Genomic DNA, 13468 nt, shown 5'->3' on the forward strand with positions numbered 1-13468 from the left:
CGCCTGCCCCGGTCCGCCCCGCCCTGTCCCGACCGGCTTCGGCGAGATCTTGGAACGTCTCGGCCCCTCTGGGGGCCGTTTCGTACCAAGATCTCGCGGCCGGCGCTGGCAGCAGGACTGACCTACCTCTAGGGCATGATCGCTTCTCGTGACGGACTACAACGAGCTTCTGTCGCGGATCGCCGAATGGGCTCGCGAGGACGATCCGTTGACACCACTTGCCGCCGGCCTGCCGGCACCGCTTCCCCAGCAGAAGATCACGGACGCCGAGCAGCGGCTGGGGTTCAAGCTGCACCCGTTGCTCAGGGCGATCTATCGAGACTTCGCGAACGGCGGCTTCGGCCCGGACTATCAGCTCTTCAGCCTGACGGAAGGACCGACCTCCGAGCAGGCCGTCGCCGTCTACCTCGAAGCTCGAAGCAGCTCCGCCGGCACCGAGTGGGCCTGGCCGGAAGGGATCCTCCCGATCCTGGACTGGGGCTGCGGTATGTACGCGTGCGTCGACTGCCGAAGCGAGCAGGGGACCGTCCTCCTCTTCGAACCTAATCCCGGAGACCCCGACGCCGCGTGGTGGATCGACTCGCCAAGCCTGGCGGCGTGGTTCGAGCACTACGTCAACGACACCGGCTGGTGGGTCAAGGCCGAGGAAGGTGAGGAGTTCGACGAACTGCCGCCGTGGTTGGATGCCAAGGAGCGCGCGGCCGCCCGACCAGCCTCGTGTTGACGGAGATCGGCTCCTTCGTCCCACGAAATGATCACGGTCGCTTGCTGGGCGAGGATCTGTGTTGAGCCGACGCGTGGGCTGAGTCGCAGTAACTGACCTCGCCCGACAAGCCGGACGAGGACGACGACGAGTTCTGGCCCGCCGCCGATTTTTAGGACTCCTCACGAACTGATGGGCGTGACCCGGTCAGAGGTCGGTGTCGTGCACGAGGCCGCCGGGCAGCGGGACGCGGCCAGCCGCGCGGTCGCACGTGATAAACCTCGCGACGTCGACGGTCGCCCCCGGGATACTGGTCGCCCATGGAAACGGTCGAGGTCGTCGTCGCCCATTCCGAGCGCGCGACTCTGCGCGTCGGTGACGTGTTTCTGAAGGTGGACGCCGACCAGGCGCGCATCGACGTCGAGGTCGAGGCGATGTCCCTCGCGCCGGTCCCCACGCCGGAGGTCCTGTGGCGCAAGCCGCCCGTGCTCGCGATCGCCGCAGTCCGGGGGACGACGCTCGGGCGCCTCGGCGGGCCGTCGACCGGGTCGCCGTCGGCGTGGGCCGCGGCCGGCGCCGCCATCCGGAAGCTGCACGAAGCGCCCCTGCCACCCCACCCGGGTCGGGCCGGTCGGAGCACCGTCGCCCTGGCGGCGGAGCTCGACAACGAGTGCGAGTTGCTCGTGACGAACGGTGTCCTCCTCGCTGACCTGGTCACCCGCAACCGCCAGGTCGCCGAGGCCGCGCTCCGGCCGTGGACTCCGGCGTTCACCCACGGCGACCTGCAGATCGCGCACGTCTTCGTCGACGGCGACGAGGTCACCGGCATCATCGACTGGTCCGAGGCGGGCCAGGGTGACGCCCTGTACGACCTCGCCACCTTCACGCTCGGACACGAGGAGCACCTCGACGACGTCCTCGCCGGCTATGGCAGCGACGTCGACCTCGACGTGATCCACGGTTGGTGGTCGTTGCGGAGCCTGCTGGCGGTTCGCTGGCTGCTCGAGCACGGCTTCGACCCCTTCGCGCCGGGCTGTGAGGTCGACGTGCTGAGATCCCGGATGCGAGGCCGCGCGGGCCCGACCGATACGTAGGCGTTCTGACGCATCGAGCAGACCAACCACCCCACCGGGATGCGCCGGCGGTCGATTCGCGCGACGACCCCGACGCCTGACCGGCGAGTGTCTGCCCCATTCAGGCGTGACGGCGTCACTTGGCGTTGAAGTAGCTCGCCTCCGGGTGGTGCACCACGATCGCGTCGGTGGCCTGCTCCGGGATCAGCTGGAACTCCTCCGACAGCTGCACGCCGATCCGCTCCGCGCCGAGCAGCTCCACGATCTTGGCGCGGTCCTCCAGATCTGGGCAGGCCGGGTAGCCGAACGCGTACCGGCAGCCCCGGTAGTCGGTGCGCAGCAGGCCGGCCAGGTCCGTCGGATCGTCGTCGGCGAGGGTACGCCCACCGGGCAGCGTCAGCTCGGCGCGGACCCGCTTGTGCCAGTACTCGGCGAGCGCCTCGGTGAGCTGCACGGAGAGTCCGTGCACCTCCAGGTAGTCGCGGTACTCGTTGCGGGCGAAGAGCTTCGCGGCGTACTCGCTGATCGGCTGGCCCACGGTGACCAGCTGCAACGCCACCACGTCCAGCTCGTCGCCGCGCGGGCGGAAGAAGTCGGCCAGGCAGAGTCGCCGCTCCTGCCGCTGCCGGGGGAAGGAGAACCGGGCCCGCTCACTCTGCCCGTTCTCGTCCAGCACCACCAGGTCGTTCCCCTCGCTGTACGCGGGGAAGTACCCGTACACCACGGCCGCCTCGAGCACCTGGTCGGCGATGAGCCGGTCCAGCCAGTACCGCAGCCGCGGCCGGCCCTCGGTCTCCACCAGCTCCTCGTACGACGGTCCCTTCCCGCCGCGGGCGCCGCGCAGCCCCCACTGCCCCAGGAACGTGGCCCGCTCGTCGAGCAGCGACGCGTAGTCGCCGAGGGGCACGCCCTTGACCACCCGGGTGCCGAAGAACGGCGGGGCGGGGACTTCCACGTCCGGGGCCACGTCCGAACGGACCGACGCGTCGTCCAGCTCCGGCAGCGACTCGACGACCATCGTCCGCTGCCGTTCCCGGCGGGCCCGCCGCGCCGCCAGGGCCGCCTCCCGTTCCGGGTCGACCACCGGCGCGCCGCCACGCTTGGCGGTCATCACCCGGTCCATCAGGGACAGCCCTTCGAAGGCGTCCCGCGCGTAGTGCACCTGCCCGGGGAACATCGAACGCAGGTCGTCCTCCACGTATGCCCGGGTCAACGCGGCCCCGCCCAGCAGGACCGGCCACCGGTCCGCGACCCCGCGGCTGGCCATCTCGGCCAGGTTCTCCTTCATGATGACCGTGCTCTTGACCAGCAGCCCGGACATCCCGATCGCGTCGGCGCGGTGCTCCTCGGCGGCGTCGAGGATGGCGCTGATCGGCTGCTTGATGCCGATGTTCACCACCTCGTAGCCGTTGTTGGACAGGATGATGTCCACCAGGTTCTTACCGATGTCGTGCACGTCGCCGCGCACGGTGGCCAGGACGATGCGCCCCTTGCCGCCGTCCTCGACGGCCTCCATGTGCGGCTCCAGGTACGCCACCGCGCTCTTCATCACCTCGGCGGACTGGAGCACGAACGGCAGCTGCATCTGACCGGAGCCGAACAGCTCACCGACGACCTTCATCCCGTCGAGCAGGATGTCGTTGATGATCGACAGTGGCGACCGCCCCTCGGCCATCGCCGTGTCCAGGTCGGCCTCCAGGCCGTTGCGCTCACCGTCGATGATCCGCCGCTTGAGCCGCTCGTCCAGCGGCAGCGCGGCCAACTCCTCGGCCCGCCCGGCCCGCGCCGAGGCGGCGTCGACCCCTTCGAAGAGCTCGATGAAGCGCTGCACCGGGTCGTACCCCTCGCGGCGCCGGTCGTAGACCAGGTCGAGGGCCACCTCGCGCTGCTCGTCGGGGATCTTCGACATCGGCAGGATCTTGCTGGCGTGCACGATCGCCGAGGTCAGCCCGGCCTGCACGCACTCGTGCAGGAAGACCGAGTTGAGCACCTGCCGGGCGGCGGGGTTGAGGCCGAAGGAGATGTTCGAGACGCCGAGGGTGAAGTTGATCCCGGGGTAACGCCGGGCGATCTCCCGGATCGCCTCGATCGTCTCGATGCCGTCGCGGCGGGTCTCCTCCTGGCCGGTGGCGATCGGGAAGGTCAGCGCGTCGATCAGGATGTCCGAGCGGTCCATCCCCCAGCGACCGGTCAGGTCCTCGATCAGCCGCACCGCGACCCGGACCTTCCAGTCGCGGGTGCGGGCCTGCCCCTCCTCGTCGATGAGCAGCGCCACCACGGCCGCACCGTGCTCCTTGACCACGGGCATCACCCGGGCGTAGCGGGACTCCGGCCCGTCGCCGTCCTCGAAGTTCACCGAGTTGACCACGCAGCGGCCGCCGAGCATCTCCAGGCCGGCCTCGATCACCGCCGGCTCCGTCGAGTCCAGCATGATCGGCAAGGTGGAGGCGGTCGCGAACCGGCCGGCCAGTTCCCGCATGTCCCGGGTGCCGTCCCGGCCGACGTAGTCGACGCAGAGGTCGAGCAGGTGCGAGCCGTCGCGGGCCTGGCTGCGGGCGATCTCCACGCAGGCCCGCCAGTCCTCGGCGAGCATGGCCTCCCGGAACGCCTTCGAGCCGTTGGCGTTGGTCCGCTCCCCCACCATCAGCACCGAGGCGTCCTGGGCGAAGGGCACCGGGTGGTAGACCGACGAGACACCGGGCTCGTGCTGCGGGGCGCGCGGCGCGGCGCTGACCTCGTGCAGCCGCTCGGCGAGCACCCGGATGTGCTCCGGAGTGGTGCCGCAACAGCCGCCGACCAGCCCGACGCCGTACTCGGTGGTGAAACGCTCCAGCGCGTCGGCCAGCTCCCCGGGGGTGAGCGGGAAGTACGCCCCGTCGGCGGTGAGCACGGGCAGGCCGGCGTTCGGCATCACCGACAGCGGGGTCCGTGAGTGCTGGGAGAGGTAGCGCAGGTGCTCGCCCATCTCGGCAGGGCCGGTCGAGCAGTTCAGCCCGATCAGGTCCACCCCCAACGGCTCGATCGCGGCCAGGGCCGCCCCGATCTCGCTGCCCACCAGCATCGTGCCGGTGGTCTCGACCGCGACGTGGCAGATGATCGGCACCACCCGGTCCAGCTCGGCCATCGCCCGCTTCGACCCGACGATGGCCGCCTTCACCTGGAGCAGGTCCTGGCAGGTCTCCACGATCAGCGCGTCGGCGCCGCCCTCGATGAGCCCGGCCGCGTTCTGCTGGTACGCGTCGCGCAGGTCCGTGTAGGCGGCGTGGCCGAGGGTGGGCAGCTTCGTTCCGGGGCCGATGGAGCCGAGCACGAACCGCGGCCGCTCCGGGGTGCTGTACCCGTCGGCGGCCTCCCGGGCGAGCCGGGCGCCGGCCTCGGAGAGCTCACGGATCCGGTGTGGGATGTCGTACTCGCCGAGGTTCGGCAGGTTCGCGCCGAACGTGTTGGTCTCGACGCAGTCGGCGCCGGCGGCGAGGTACGCCTCGTGTACGCCCCGCACCACGTCCGGCCGGGTCACGTTGAGGATCTCGTTGCAGCCCTCGAGCCCGTCGAAGTCGTCAAGCGTGAGGTCGGCGGCCTGCAACATCGTCCCCATCGCCCCGTCGGCGATGAGGATCCGGTCGGCCAACGCGTCGAGAAACGAGATCCGCACGGCTCTAAGGCTAGTGCGGGACGGGGCGCCGCGATCCTCCCCGGCGCGCTGTCCCACATTCTGTCATCGGGATCACTCTGTCCGGTTCGACCGTTGCCGTCGGCCGCCCTGACCGGCGCGGCCGACGGGCCGCGCGCGGGCCCGGGACGTAGGCTGACGGACGTGAAGGAGAACAGGGACGCCACGATGCACCACCGGCGGACGACCGGGCTCGGCCCGAGCCGCCGCCACGAGCACAGCGAGGTGACGGCGTGACCGAGTTCGACGGGCTGCCGGTGCTGCGTTCTCCGGTGGCGATCGCGGCGTTCGAGGGCTGGAACGACGCCGCGGACGCCTCCACGGCGGCGGTGGAGCACCTGGAGCAGGTCTGGCAGGCCCGGCAGGTGGCCGAGCTCGACCCGGAGGACTTCTACGACTTCCAGGTGAGCCGACCGACGATCACGATGGCGGAGGGCGAGACCCGCCGGGTCGAGTGGCCCACCACCCGGTTCATGGTCGCCAGCCCCGAGGGCACCGAGCGGGACGTGGTGCTGATCCGCGGCATCGAGCCGAGCATGCGCTGGCGCACCTTCTGCGAGCAGGTGCTGGAGATCTGCCACAGCCTGGAGGTCGAGCGCGTGGTGCTGCTCGGCGCGTTGCTGGCAGACGTGCCGTACACCCGCCCGTTGCCGATCAGCGGCAGCGCGTCGGACGCGCAGGCGGCCGAGCGTTACCAGCTCACGCCCACCCGCTACGACGGGCCGACCGGCATCGTCGGGGTCCTGCACGACGCGTGTGCCCGCGCCGAGGTCGACGCGGTCTCGTTCTGGGTGCACGTACCGCACTACGCGAACAACCCGCCCTGCCCGAAGGCCACCCTGGCCCTGCTGCACCGGGTCGAGGAGGTACTGGACCTGCCGGTGCCGATGGCCGACCTGGCCGAGGAGGCCGCCGAGTGGGAGCAGCGGGTACGCAACGCGGCCGAGCAGGACGCCGAGCTCGGCGAGTACGTCCGTGAGCTGGAGGAACGCGTCGGCGACGCGGGTATCACCCCGCTGACCGGCGACGAGATCGCGCAGGAGTTCGAGAAGTACCTGCGTCGCCGCGGGGGCTCCGCCGGCCCGACCGCCGGCTCCTGGTAGCCGCCGCTCCCCCGCTCCGCGCCCGGCCGGTACGACCTTCTGTCGTACCGGCCGGGCCTTTTTGCGTCGCCGCTCGCCGATCCGGCGGTGGTTCGTCGTGTCGTGGACCGACCGCTTATGCGTGTCGGGGTGGCGCGCGGCACGCCCGCTAGGGCATCCTAGGAACCTAGATGTGATCAAGGAGGCGGGCATGCAGATCAACCCGGGGGCGGCCGAGTTCCCGCACCGGCAGATCGCCGCGCAGCTGACCAGCCGGATCCGGCGCGGGGACTGGGGGCCGGGCGAGCGGCTGCCGTCCATCCCGGCCATGGCCGAGATGTTCGGCGTGGCGAAGCAGACCGTGCAGCGCGCCGTCGACCAGCTGCGGGTCGAGGGGGTGCTCATCACCAAACCGGGCTCCGGCACGTACGTCCGGGGCACCCGCCGGCGGCTCAACCGCCTCTCCCGCGGACGGTACGGCGGGTTCCGCGGCTACCACACCGACCTCGCCGCCCGGTACCGGCAGCAACTGGTCTCGGTCGGCCGCTCCCCCGCCCCGCCCGAGGTGGCCGACGCCTTCGGCGTACCCGACGGCACGGAGCTGATCTGCCGCCGGCACCTGGTCCGCACCGAGGACTCCCCCGTGGAGGTCGGCGCCTCCTGGTTCCTGCCCGCCGACGCCGCCGGCACCTCGCTGGAACGGGCGGAGGCCTTCGGCCGGCCGCTCTACCAGGAGGCCGAGGAGGCCACCGGTCGCCAGTACATCACCGCCACCGACACGATCAGCGCCCGCCAGCCCAGCCGGGAGGAGGCGGAGACGCTGCAGATCCGACCCGACACCCCCGTGCTGCACCTGCTGCACGTCGCGTACGACGGCGCCCGCAAGCCGATCGAGGTCGCCCAGGCGACCTGGCCCGGCCCGATGACCACCCTCACCGAGGAGTACCGCGTCCCCGCCCCGGCAGCCGAGCCGGACCCGGACCCCGGGCTCGTCCTCGGCTGAACCGCACCCCGCCCGGCCGCATCGAGGCGGTGTGCGCGCGGACCACGGCGTGGCCGGCGGGACGGACCCGGTGCCCGTCCGGTCCCGCCGGCGGGTTCAGTACCCGTTGGCGACCCGGTTGCGCAGCGGCTCACCGGCCAGGTAGCGGCGCAGCTGCGCGGCCACCAGCCGGTACACGCGCGGCAGCAGGCCCCGCGTCTGGGCGCCGACGTGCGGCGTGATCAGGACGTTCGGCAGGTGCCAGAGCGGGTCGCCGGGCGGCAGCGGCTCCGGGTCGGTGACGTCGAGCACCGCCGAGATCCGACCGGTGGAGAGCTCAGCGAAGAGGGCCACCGGGTCCGCGACCGGGCCACGGGCCGCGTTGACCAGCATCGCGCCGTCCGCCATGGCGGAGAGGAAGCGGGCGTCGACGAGCCCACGGGTCTCGGCGGTGAGCGGCACGAGCAGGATCACGATGTCCGCGCTCGGCAGCAGGCGCGGCAGGTCGGTGGCCGCGTACACCCCTTCCGCCGGCCGCGCGGTGCGCGCGACGAAGGTCAACTCCACCTCGAACGGGGCCAGCCGGGCCGCCACCGCCGATCCGATCGAGCCGGCCCCGATGATCAGCACGCGCTTGCCGGCGAGCTCGTCGGTCGGCAGGTAGGGCTCGGTGGTCCAGACGCCCCGGTCCTGGGCGCGGAGGAACGACGGGAAGGCACGCAGCTGCGACAGGATCCCGGTGACCACCCACTCGGCGGTGGACGAGTCGTGCACCCCCCGGGCGTTGCAGAGGATCACCCCTGGCGGTACCCGGTCGACCCAGCCTTCCGCTCCCGCGCTCGGCAGTTGCACCACCCGAAGGTCCGGCAACGCGGTGATGAGGTGACTCGTGTCGTGGGGCATACCGATGAACGTGGGCAACCAGAACTCGACTCCGTCCGGCGCCGACGGGAGGTTCCGCGGATCGTCGGCGACCTCGACGATCACGCTGTCCGGTAGATCGCCAAGAACCGGAATGCCAAACTTATGAGGAATCCACACCTTCACGTCGGGTGACGCTAGCCAAGCCAGGCTGTTCGATACCTGCGGGGCCACGCAAATGTGCTGGTAAACAGCTTGTGAGGTCGGTCCTAGCGAAATGCCCGAAGCGCCGAACCGACGCCGGGAAGCGTCCGCGACGTCCGGTCCCGGGCATCGGCGAGCCACGCCACGACGTCGACGCCCCCGGTCGGCGACAGGACCGGGGGCGTGGGCTTGCGACGAGCCGGGCAACCGAGCGGGCCCCGGCGGAACGGTCAAATGCCGGACCGGCGCCCTGGCGGAACGGCCAGATGCCGGGCCAGCGCCCCGGCGGAACGCCCGGATGCCGGGCCGGCGTCAGGGCGCGACGACCGGATGCCGGACCGGGTCGGCGGCGGACGAGTCAGAGGCGGACGCCGAGGAGGGCGTCGACGGTGTCGGCGAAGAGCGCGGGGGCGCCCGGGTCGTCGCCGGTGCCCGCCAGCGCCTGCTCGGCCCAGGCGTCGGCGATGGCGAGCGCGCCGGGGCTGTCGAGATCGTCGGCGAGGCGTGCGCGTACGCCGGCCAGCAGCTCGGCCCCGGACGGCCCGGCGGGCGCGGCGGCGGCCTGCCGCCAGCGGGCCAGCCGCTCCTGCGCGGCGGTCAGCAGCTCGTCGGTCCAGGTCCGGTCGCTGCGGTAGTGCCCGGAGAGCAGCGCCAGCCGGACCGCCATCGGGTCGACCCGGTCCGCACGCAGCCGCGAGACGAAGACCAGGTTGCCCCGGGACTTGGACATCTTCTCGCCGTCCAGGCCGATCATGCCGGCGTGCACGTAGTGCTGGGCGAACGGGGCCTCGCCCGTCAGCCGCTCGGCATGCGCCGCGGACGCCTCGTGGTGCGGGAAGAGCAGGTCGTTCCCGCCACCCTGCACGTCGATGCGGTCACCGAGCAGATCGAGGGCGATCACCGCGCACTCGATGTGCCAGCCGGGACGCCCGGCGCCCAGCTCGCCGCCCGGCCAGGAGGGCTCACCCTCCCGCGCGCCCCGCCACAGCAGCGGGTCGAGCGGGTCGCGCTTGCCTTCCCGGTCCGGGTCGCCACCGCGCTCCGGGAAGATCTCCAGCATCTCCGCCCGGCTGAGGTTGGACTCGTAGCCGAAGCGCGGCGAGGCGGAGGTGTCGAAGTACACGTCGCCGGTGCCGTCGTCGAGGCGGTAGGCGGCCCCGTCCTTGAGCAGCAGCTGCACCTTCTCGGCGATGTCCGGGATCGACTCGACCGCGCCCACGTAGTGCGCCGGCGGGATGATCCGCAGCGCCTCCATGTCTTCCCGGAACAGGGCGGTCTCCCGCATGGCGAGGACCTTCCAGTCCTCCCCGTCGCGCGCGGCGCGCTCCAGCAGCGGGTCGTCGATGTCGGTGACGTTCTGCACGTACCGCACCGTGCGCCCGGCGTCGCGCCACACCCGCTGCACCAGGTCGAACGTGATCATGGTGGCGGCGTGACCGAGGTGGGTCGCGTCGTACGGCGTGATGCCGCAGACGTACATCCGCGCCACGTCGGCGGGATCGCTCGGGTGGAGGCCCTGCCGCGCCGAGTCGTACAACGCAAGCGGCCCGCCCCTACCCGGCAGCCGCGGCACCTCATGTCCCGCCCACGGTTCCATGCCGCCAGCCTAACCAGCCGTCCGGCGCCAGGCGGACGCGCCACCGAGTGATCAACATGACAGCGGGCCGGCGCCGCCGCGTGTCCTCAGATCGGCGGCCAGGGGACCGCCGGCCACTCCTCCGGCGGCAGCGGGAAGCGGCCGGTGTCGCGCAGCCGATCGATCCGGGCCGCCAACTCACCGATCTCGCTGATCGTCAGGTGTTCGGCCAGCTCCTCGCCGAGCGCGCCGGCGACCTGGGCGGCGAGTGTGTCGAGCACCTCCACCGCGTCCGCCGGCAGCTGCCGGCCCGCCCAGCCCCAGAGCACCGTCCGCAGCTTCTCCTCGACGTGGAAGCTCACCCCGTGGTCCACGCCGTAGATCCGGTCGTCCGCGCCCACCAGCACGTGCCCGCCCTTACGGTCCGCGTTGTTGATGACCGCGTCGAGCACCACGAGGCGGGCGAGGCGGGGGTCGTCGGCGTGCGCCAGGGCGTACGGGGTGCCGTCGTCGTCCCGCGCCGCCGCGATCGGCAACCAGCGGGGCGGCAGCGCGTCGGCCGGTACGAACCCGACCAGCGGCTCGGCGTCGGTGGGCTCGTCGATCCAGAGCTGGCAGGAGCCCGGGCCGAAGGGCCCGTCCCGCAGTACGGTCGGCGGGATCAGGTCCCAGCCGGTGGCCCGGGAGACCAGGTAGGCGGAGACCTCACGGCCGGCGAGGGTGCCGTCCGGGAAGTCCCAGAGCGGACGCTCCCCGCGCACCGGCTTGTACACGCAGTGGGCGCTGACCCCGTCGAGGGTCAGCACCCCGCGCAGCGTGGCGTTCGACGCGTCGACCAGCCGCCCCTCCAGGGTCAGCTCGCCGTCGCGCAGCAACCGGAGCGCCGCGCTGCCGTCCTGCCGTGGCTGGATGCCGGACGACGTCACCGGTGGTAACCGTTGTGCCGCGGGCAGAGGTGCCCGGCGGGGTCCAGCGGCTGGCCGCAGAGCGGGCACGGCGGGCGGCCGGCGTTGACCACCCGGCGGGCGCGCTCGATGAACTCACGGGTCGCCCGCGGGGTCAGCCGGACCCGCAGCCGGTCGAGGTCCTCGTCCGGCTCGTCGTCGGACTCGTCCTCCTCGTCGTCGCCGAGCTCGACCTCGGTCTCCGTCTCACCGGCGGCGATCGCCTCGATGACCACGGTCGCGGTGTCCACGTCGAAGGCCAGGCCGAGGGTGCCGACGCGGAACTCCTCGTCGACGGGTGTGTCCAGCGGGTCGTTGTCGCCGATCGTCCGGGGCGTCTCGGGCAGCTCCACCCCGAACCGGCGGTGGGCCTCGGTCAGCAGCTCCTCGAGCTTCTCGGCGAGCAGGGACACCTGGACCTTCTCCAGCGCGACGCTGACCAGCCGGCCGCCACCGCGGGCCTGGAGGAAGAACGTCCGCTCCCCCGGCGGCCCGACGGTCCCGGCGACGAACCGCTCCGGCGGCTCGAAGGCGTGCACCTGGTGGCTCATACTCACGACCCTATCCGGCCCGTCACGGCGTCGCGCACCCCACCGACCCGAATCGCCGCCGCGCGCCACGCGCTGCGCACCGCCGTGTGACGCCCGCCTCCCGGGCCGTCACCCTGCGTACCGTGCGTGATCATCGAGCGCTGCCGGCGCCACCGCCCACCGCCGCGTCCGAGTCGGCCCGGCGCGACGCCCGCCGCCGCTTCGGCCGGGGCGGAACCAGGCCGCTCAGCTCACCACCGGTGTCGTTGAGCCGGATCAGGAACGGGCGCAGCGGGGTGTAGCGGATCACCGTCACCGACGCCGGGTCGGCCACGATCCGCTGAAAGAGATCCAGGTGTACGCCGAGCGCGTCCGCCACGATGGCCTTGATCACATCGCCGTGGCTGCACGCCAGCCAGAGCGCCTCGGGACCGTGCTCGGCGGTGACCCGGGCGTCCCAGGAGCGCACCGCCGCCACAGCACGTGCCGCCATGGCCGCCATCGCCTCCCCCTCGGGAAAGACCACCGCACTCGGGTGCTGCTGGACGACCGGCCAGAGCGGGTCCTTCGCCAGCTTCTTGAGCGGCTGCCCCTCCCAACTGCCGTACCCGCACTCGATCAGCCCCTCCTCGACCACCGGAGACGCGTCCGGCAGCGCCAGCTCCAGGGTCTGCCGGCACCGGATCAGCGGGCTGGTCACCACCGTGGCCAGCGGCAGGCCGCGCAGCCGCTCCCCCGCCGCGCCCGCCTGCGCGCGGCCGGTCTCGTCCAACTCCACCGGTTGCCGCCCGGCGAGGCCGCCGTCGGCGTTCGCGGTCGTCCGGCCGTGTCGCAGAAGCAGAAGGGTCGCCACGGTCACCACCCTAGGGCCTCCCCCGTCACCCCGGCCCACCGCGCGCGGTGTCCCGGCCACGGCCCTGATCGACCCGGTTCACCCGCAGGTCGGGGTCTCCGACCGCGCGAGACGCCTCGCCCTCCGGCCCTGGCCGACGGGCTCAAGCCCCCGTGAGGTTGATCGACTCGGGCTCCTTGATGTGGGGTGTCCGGGTGGTCCGGATGCCCCGACATCAAGGAACCCGAGTTGACCATGGGGCGCGGATCGGGCGGGCTGCATGCGCCTGGATCGCGCGCGCGGTTCACTCCCGTCGGGTCACTGGTCACGTCGCGAGGTCGCGGTCGGCGATAGGCGCGCGTTTGCTGGGTTGATCGACTCTAGGTGCCTGATGTCGGGATATCCCGGCGGGGTGATGCGACGCGGATCGGGCTGGCATCTCAGGCAGCGCCCGGTCCCTGGGGCACCATCCGCGGCCCCTCCAGGCCCACAAACCGGACACAACGCGTTCACCGCCCGGGGCGCGCCGGTGATCGACTCCGGTTCCTTGAGGTCGGGGTGTCCCGTCCGCGTGATGCCCCGACTTCAAGTCGATCACCGGTCGCGCCGGGGTGTTGGCGAGCGCCGTCCGGGTTGCGTGCGCCACTGGCCGGGCCTGATCGGCTCGTCTGGGTGGTTTGAGGGGGTTCGGGGGTGTGACTGGCGGCATTCTCGGGCCGGAATCGTGGCCGGGCCGCGGGCGTTGAACGTCCCCGACGGCCGAGGTAGCAGCCCCGCCCGATGGCCCGTCGGACCGGACCGAGCCGTGAGGCTCCCCGGGAATGACGGTGGTCCGCCGGTCGTTGAACACGGTCCCGCCGCACGACCGACCTCTCCGGTCGCAGCGGGCCACGGTCACCAAGCCCCCGAAACTCCCGGGCACGTCGCTGGGAATGATGGCGGGCCGCCGACCGTTGAACACCGTCCCGGCGCGGTGAAGCCCCCCGCCTTCGCCCCGGGACACCCCCCGGG

The 13468-nt window shown here is 72.3% G+C and carries 10 protein-coding genes; 4 read left to right on the forward strand and 6 right to left on the reverse strand.

From position 1 onward, the window contains the following. Positions 1-148 precede the first annotated feature (148 nt). Both E1211_RS23605 and E1211_RS23610 read left to right on the forward strand, forming a co-directional pair. Positions 149-724, forward strand: coding sequence for an SMI1/KNR4 family protein (locus E1211_RS23605; protein WP_132351198.1), 576 nt, complete (start codon positions 149-151; stop codon positions 722-724). Positions 725-1023: 299 nt separating this feature from the next. Then, positions 1024-1797: a phosphotransferase family protein gene (locus E1211_RS23610; protein WP_132351199.1), complete on the forward strand. Its 774-nt coding sequence runs from the start codon at positions 1024-1026 to the stop codon at positions 1795-1797. Positions 1798-1912: 115 nt separating this feature from the next. Here E1211_RS23610 and metH read toward each other — a convergent pair whose 3' ends face one another. Next, entirely contained in the window at positions 1913-5428 is a 3516-nt protein-coding gene (gene metH, locus E1211_RS23615) for a methionine synthase (RefSeq protein WP_132351200.1), read from the reverse strand. A 251-nt stretch (positions 5429-5679) separates the two neighbouring features. On the opposite strand from metH, the gene E1211_RS23620 reads away from it, so the two are divergent. Both E1211_RS23620 and E1211_RS23625 read left to right on the forward strand, forming a co-directional pair. After that, positions 5680-6549, forward strand: a complete 870-nt coding sequence (locus tag E1211_RS23620; RefSeq protein ID WP_132351201.1) for a PAC2 family protein — start codon at positions 5680-5682, stop codon at positions 6547-6549. Between the two features lie 190 nt (positions 6550-6739). Beyond that, positions 6740-7531, forward strand: coding sequence for a GntR family transcriptional regulator (locus E1211_RS23625; protein ID WP_132351202.1), 792 nt, complete (start codon positions 6740-6742; stop codon positions 7529-7531). Between the two features lie 96 nt (positions 7532-7627). Here E1211_RS23625 and E1211_RS23630 read toward each other — a convergent pair whose 3' ends face one another. The 5 genes from E1211_RS23630 to E1211_RS23650 form a co-directional block, all read right to left on the reverse strand. Then, complete coding sequence (locus E1211_RS23630; protein WP_132351203.1) at positions 7628-8557, reverse strand: 2-hydroxyacid dehydrogenase; 930 nt, start codon at positions 8555-8557, stop codon at positions 7628-7630. Between the two features lie 376 nt (positions 8558-8933). After that, positions 8934-10172, reverse strand: a complete 1239-nt coding sequence (gene mshC / locus E1211_RS23635; RefSeq protein ID WP_132351204.1) for a cysteine--1-D-myo-inosityl 2-amino-2-deoxy-alpha-D-glucopyranoside ligase — start codon at positions 10170-10172, stop codon at positions 8934-8936. 86 nt (positions 10173-10258) lie between these two features. Beyond that, complete coding sequence (locus tag E1211_RS23640) at positions 10259-11077, reverse strand: SCO1664 family protein (RefSeq protein ID WP_132351205.1); 819 nt, start codon at positions 11075-11077, stop codon at positions 10259-10261. Beyond that, positions 11074-11646, reverse strand: a complete 573-nt coding sequence (locus tag E1211_RS23645) for a DUF3090 domain-containing protein (RefSeq protein WP_132351206.1) — start codon at positions 11644-11646, stop codon at positions 11074-11076. The genes E1211_RS23640 and E1211_RS23645 overlap by 4 nt, the downstream gene beginning before the upstream one ends. 130 nt (positions 11647-11776) lie before the next feature. Then, positions 11777-12487 (reverse strand): MSMEG_4193 family putative phosphomutase, encoded by a 711-nt coding sequence (locus tag E1211_RS23650; RefSeq protein ID WP_132351207.1) that lies wholly within the window; start codon positions 12485-12487, stop codon positions 11777-11779. Between the last annotated feature and the right edge of the window lie 981 nt (positions 12488-13468).

Source organism: Micromonospora sp. 15K316 (genome assembly GCF_004348525.1).
In the GTDB taxonomy this organism is placed as follows: domain Bacteria; phylum Actinomycetota; class Actinomycetes; order Mycobacteriales; family Micromonosporaceae; genus Micromonospora.

Excerpts from the sequence above, each read along its gene's own strand:
- E1211_RS23645 (WP_132351206.1), bottom strand. The coding sequence starts at position 11,646 with ATGAGCCACCAGGTGCACGCCTTCGAGCCGCCGGAGCGGTTCGTCGCC.
- E1211_RS23610 (WP_132351199.1), top strand. The coding sequence starts at position 1,024 with ATGGAAACGGTCGAGGTCGTCGTCGCCCATTCCGAGCGCGCGACTCTG.
- mshC (WP_132351204.1), bottom strand. The coding sequence starts at position 10,172 with ATGGAACCGTGGGCGGGACATGAGGTGCCGCGGCTGCCGGGTAGGGGC.
- E1211_RS23625 (WP_132351202.1), top strand. The coding sequence starts at position 6,740 with ATGCAGATCAACCCGGGGGCGGCCGAGTTCCCGCACCGGCAGATCGCC.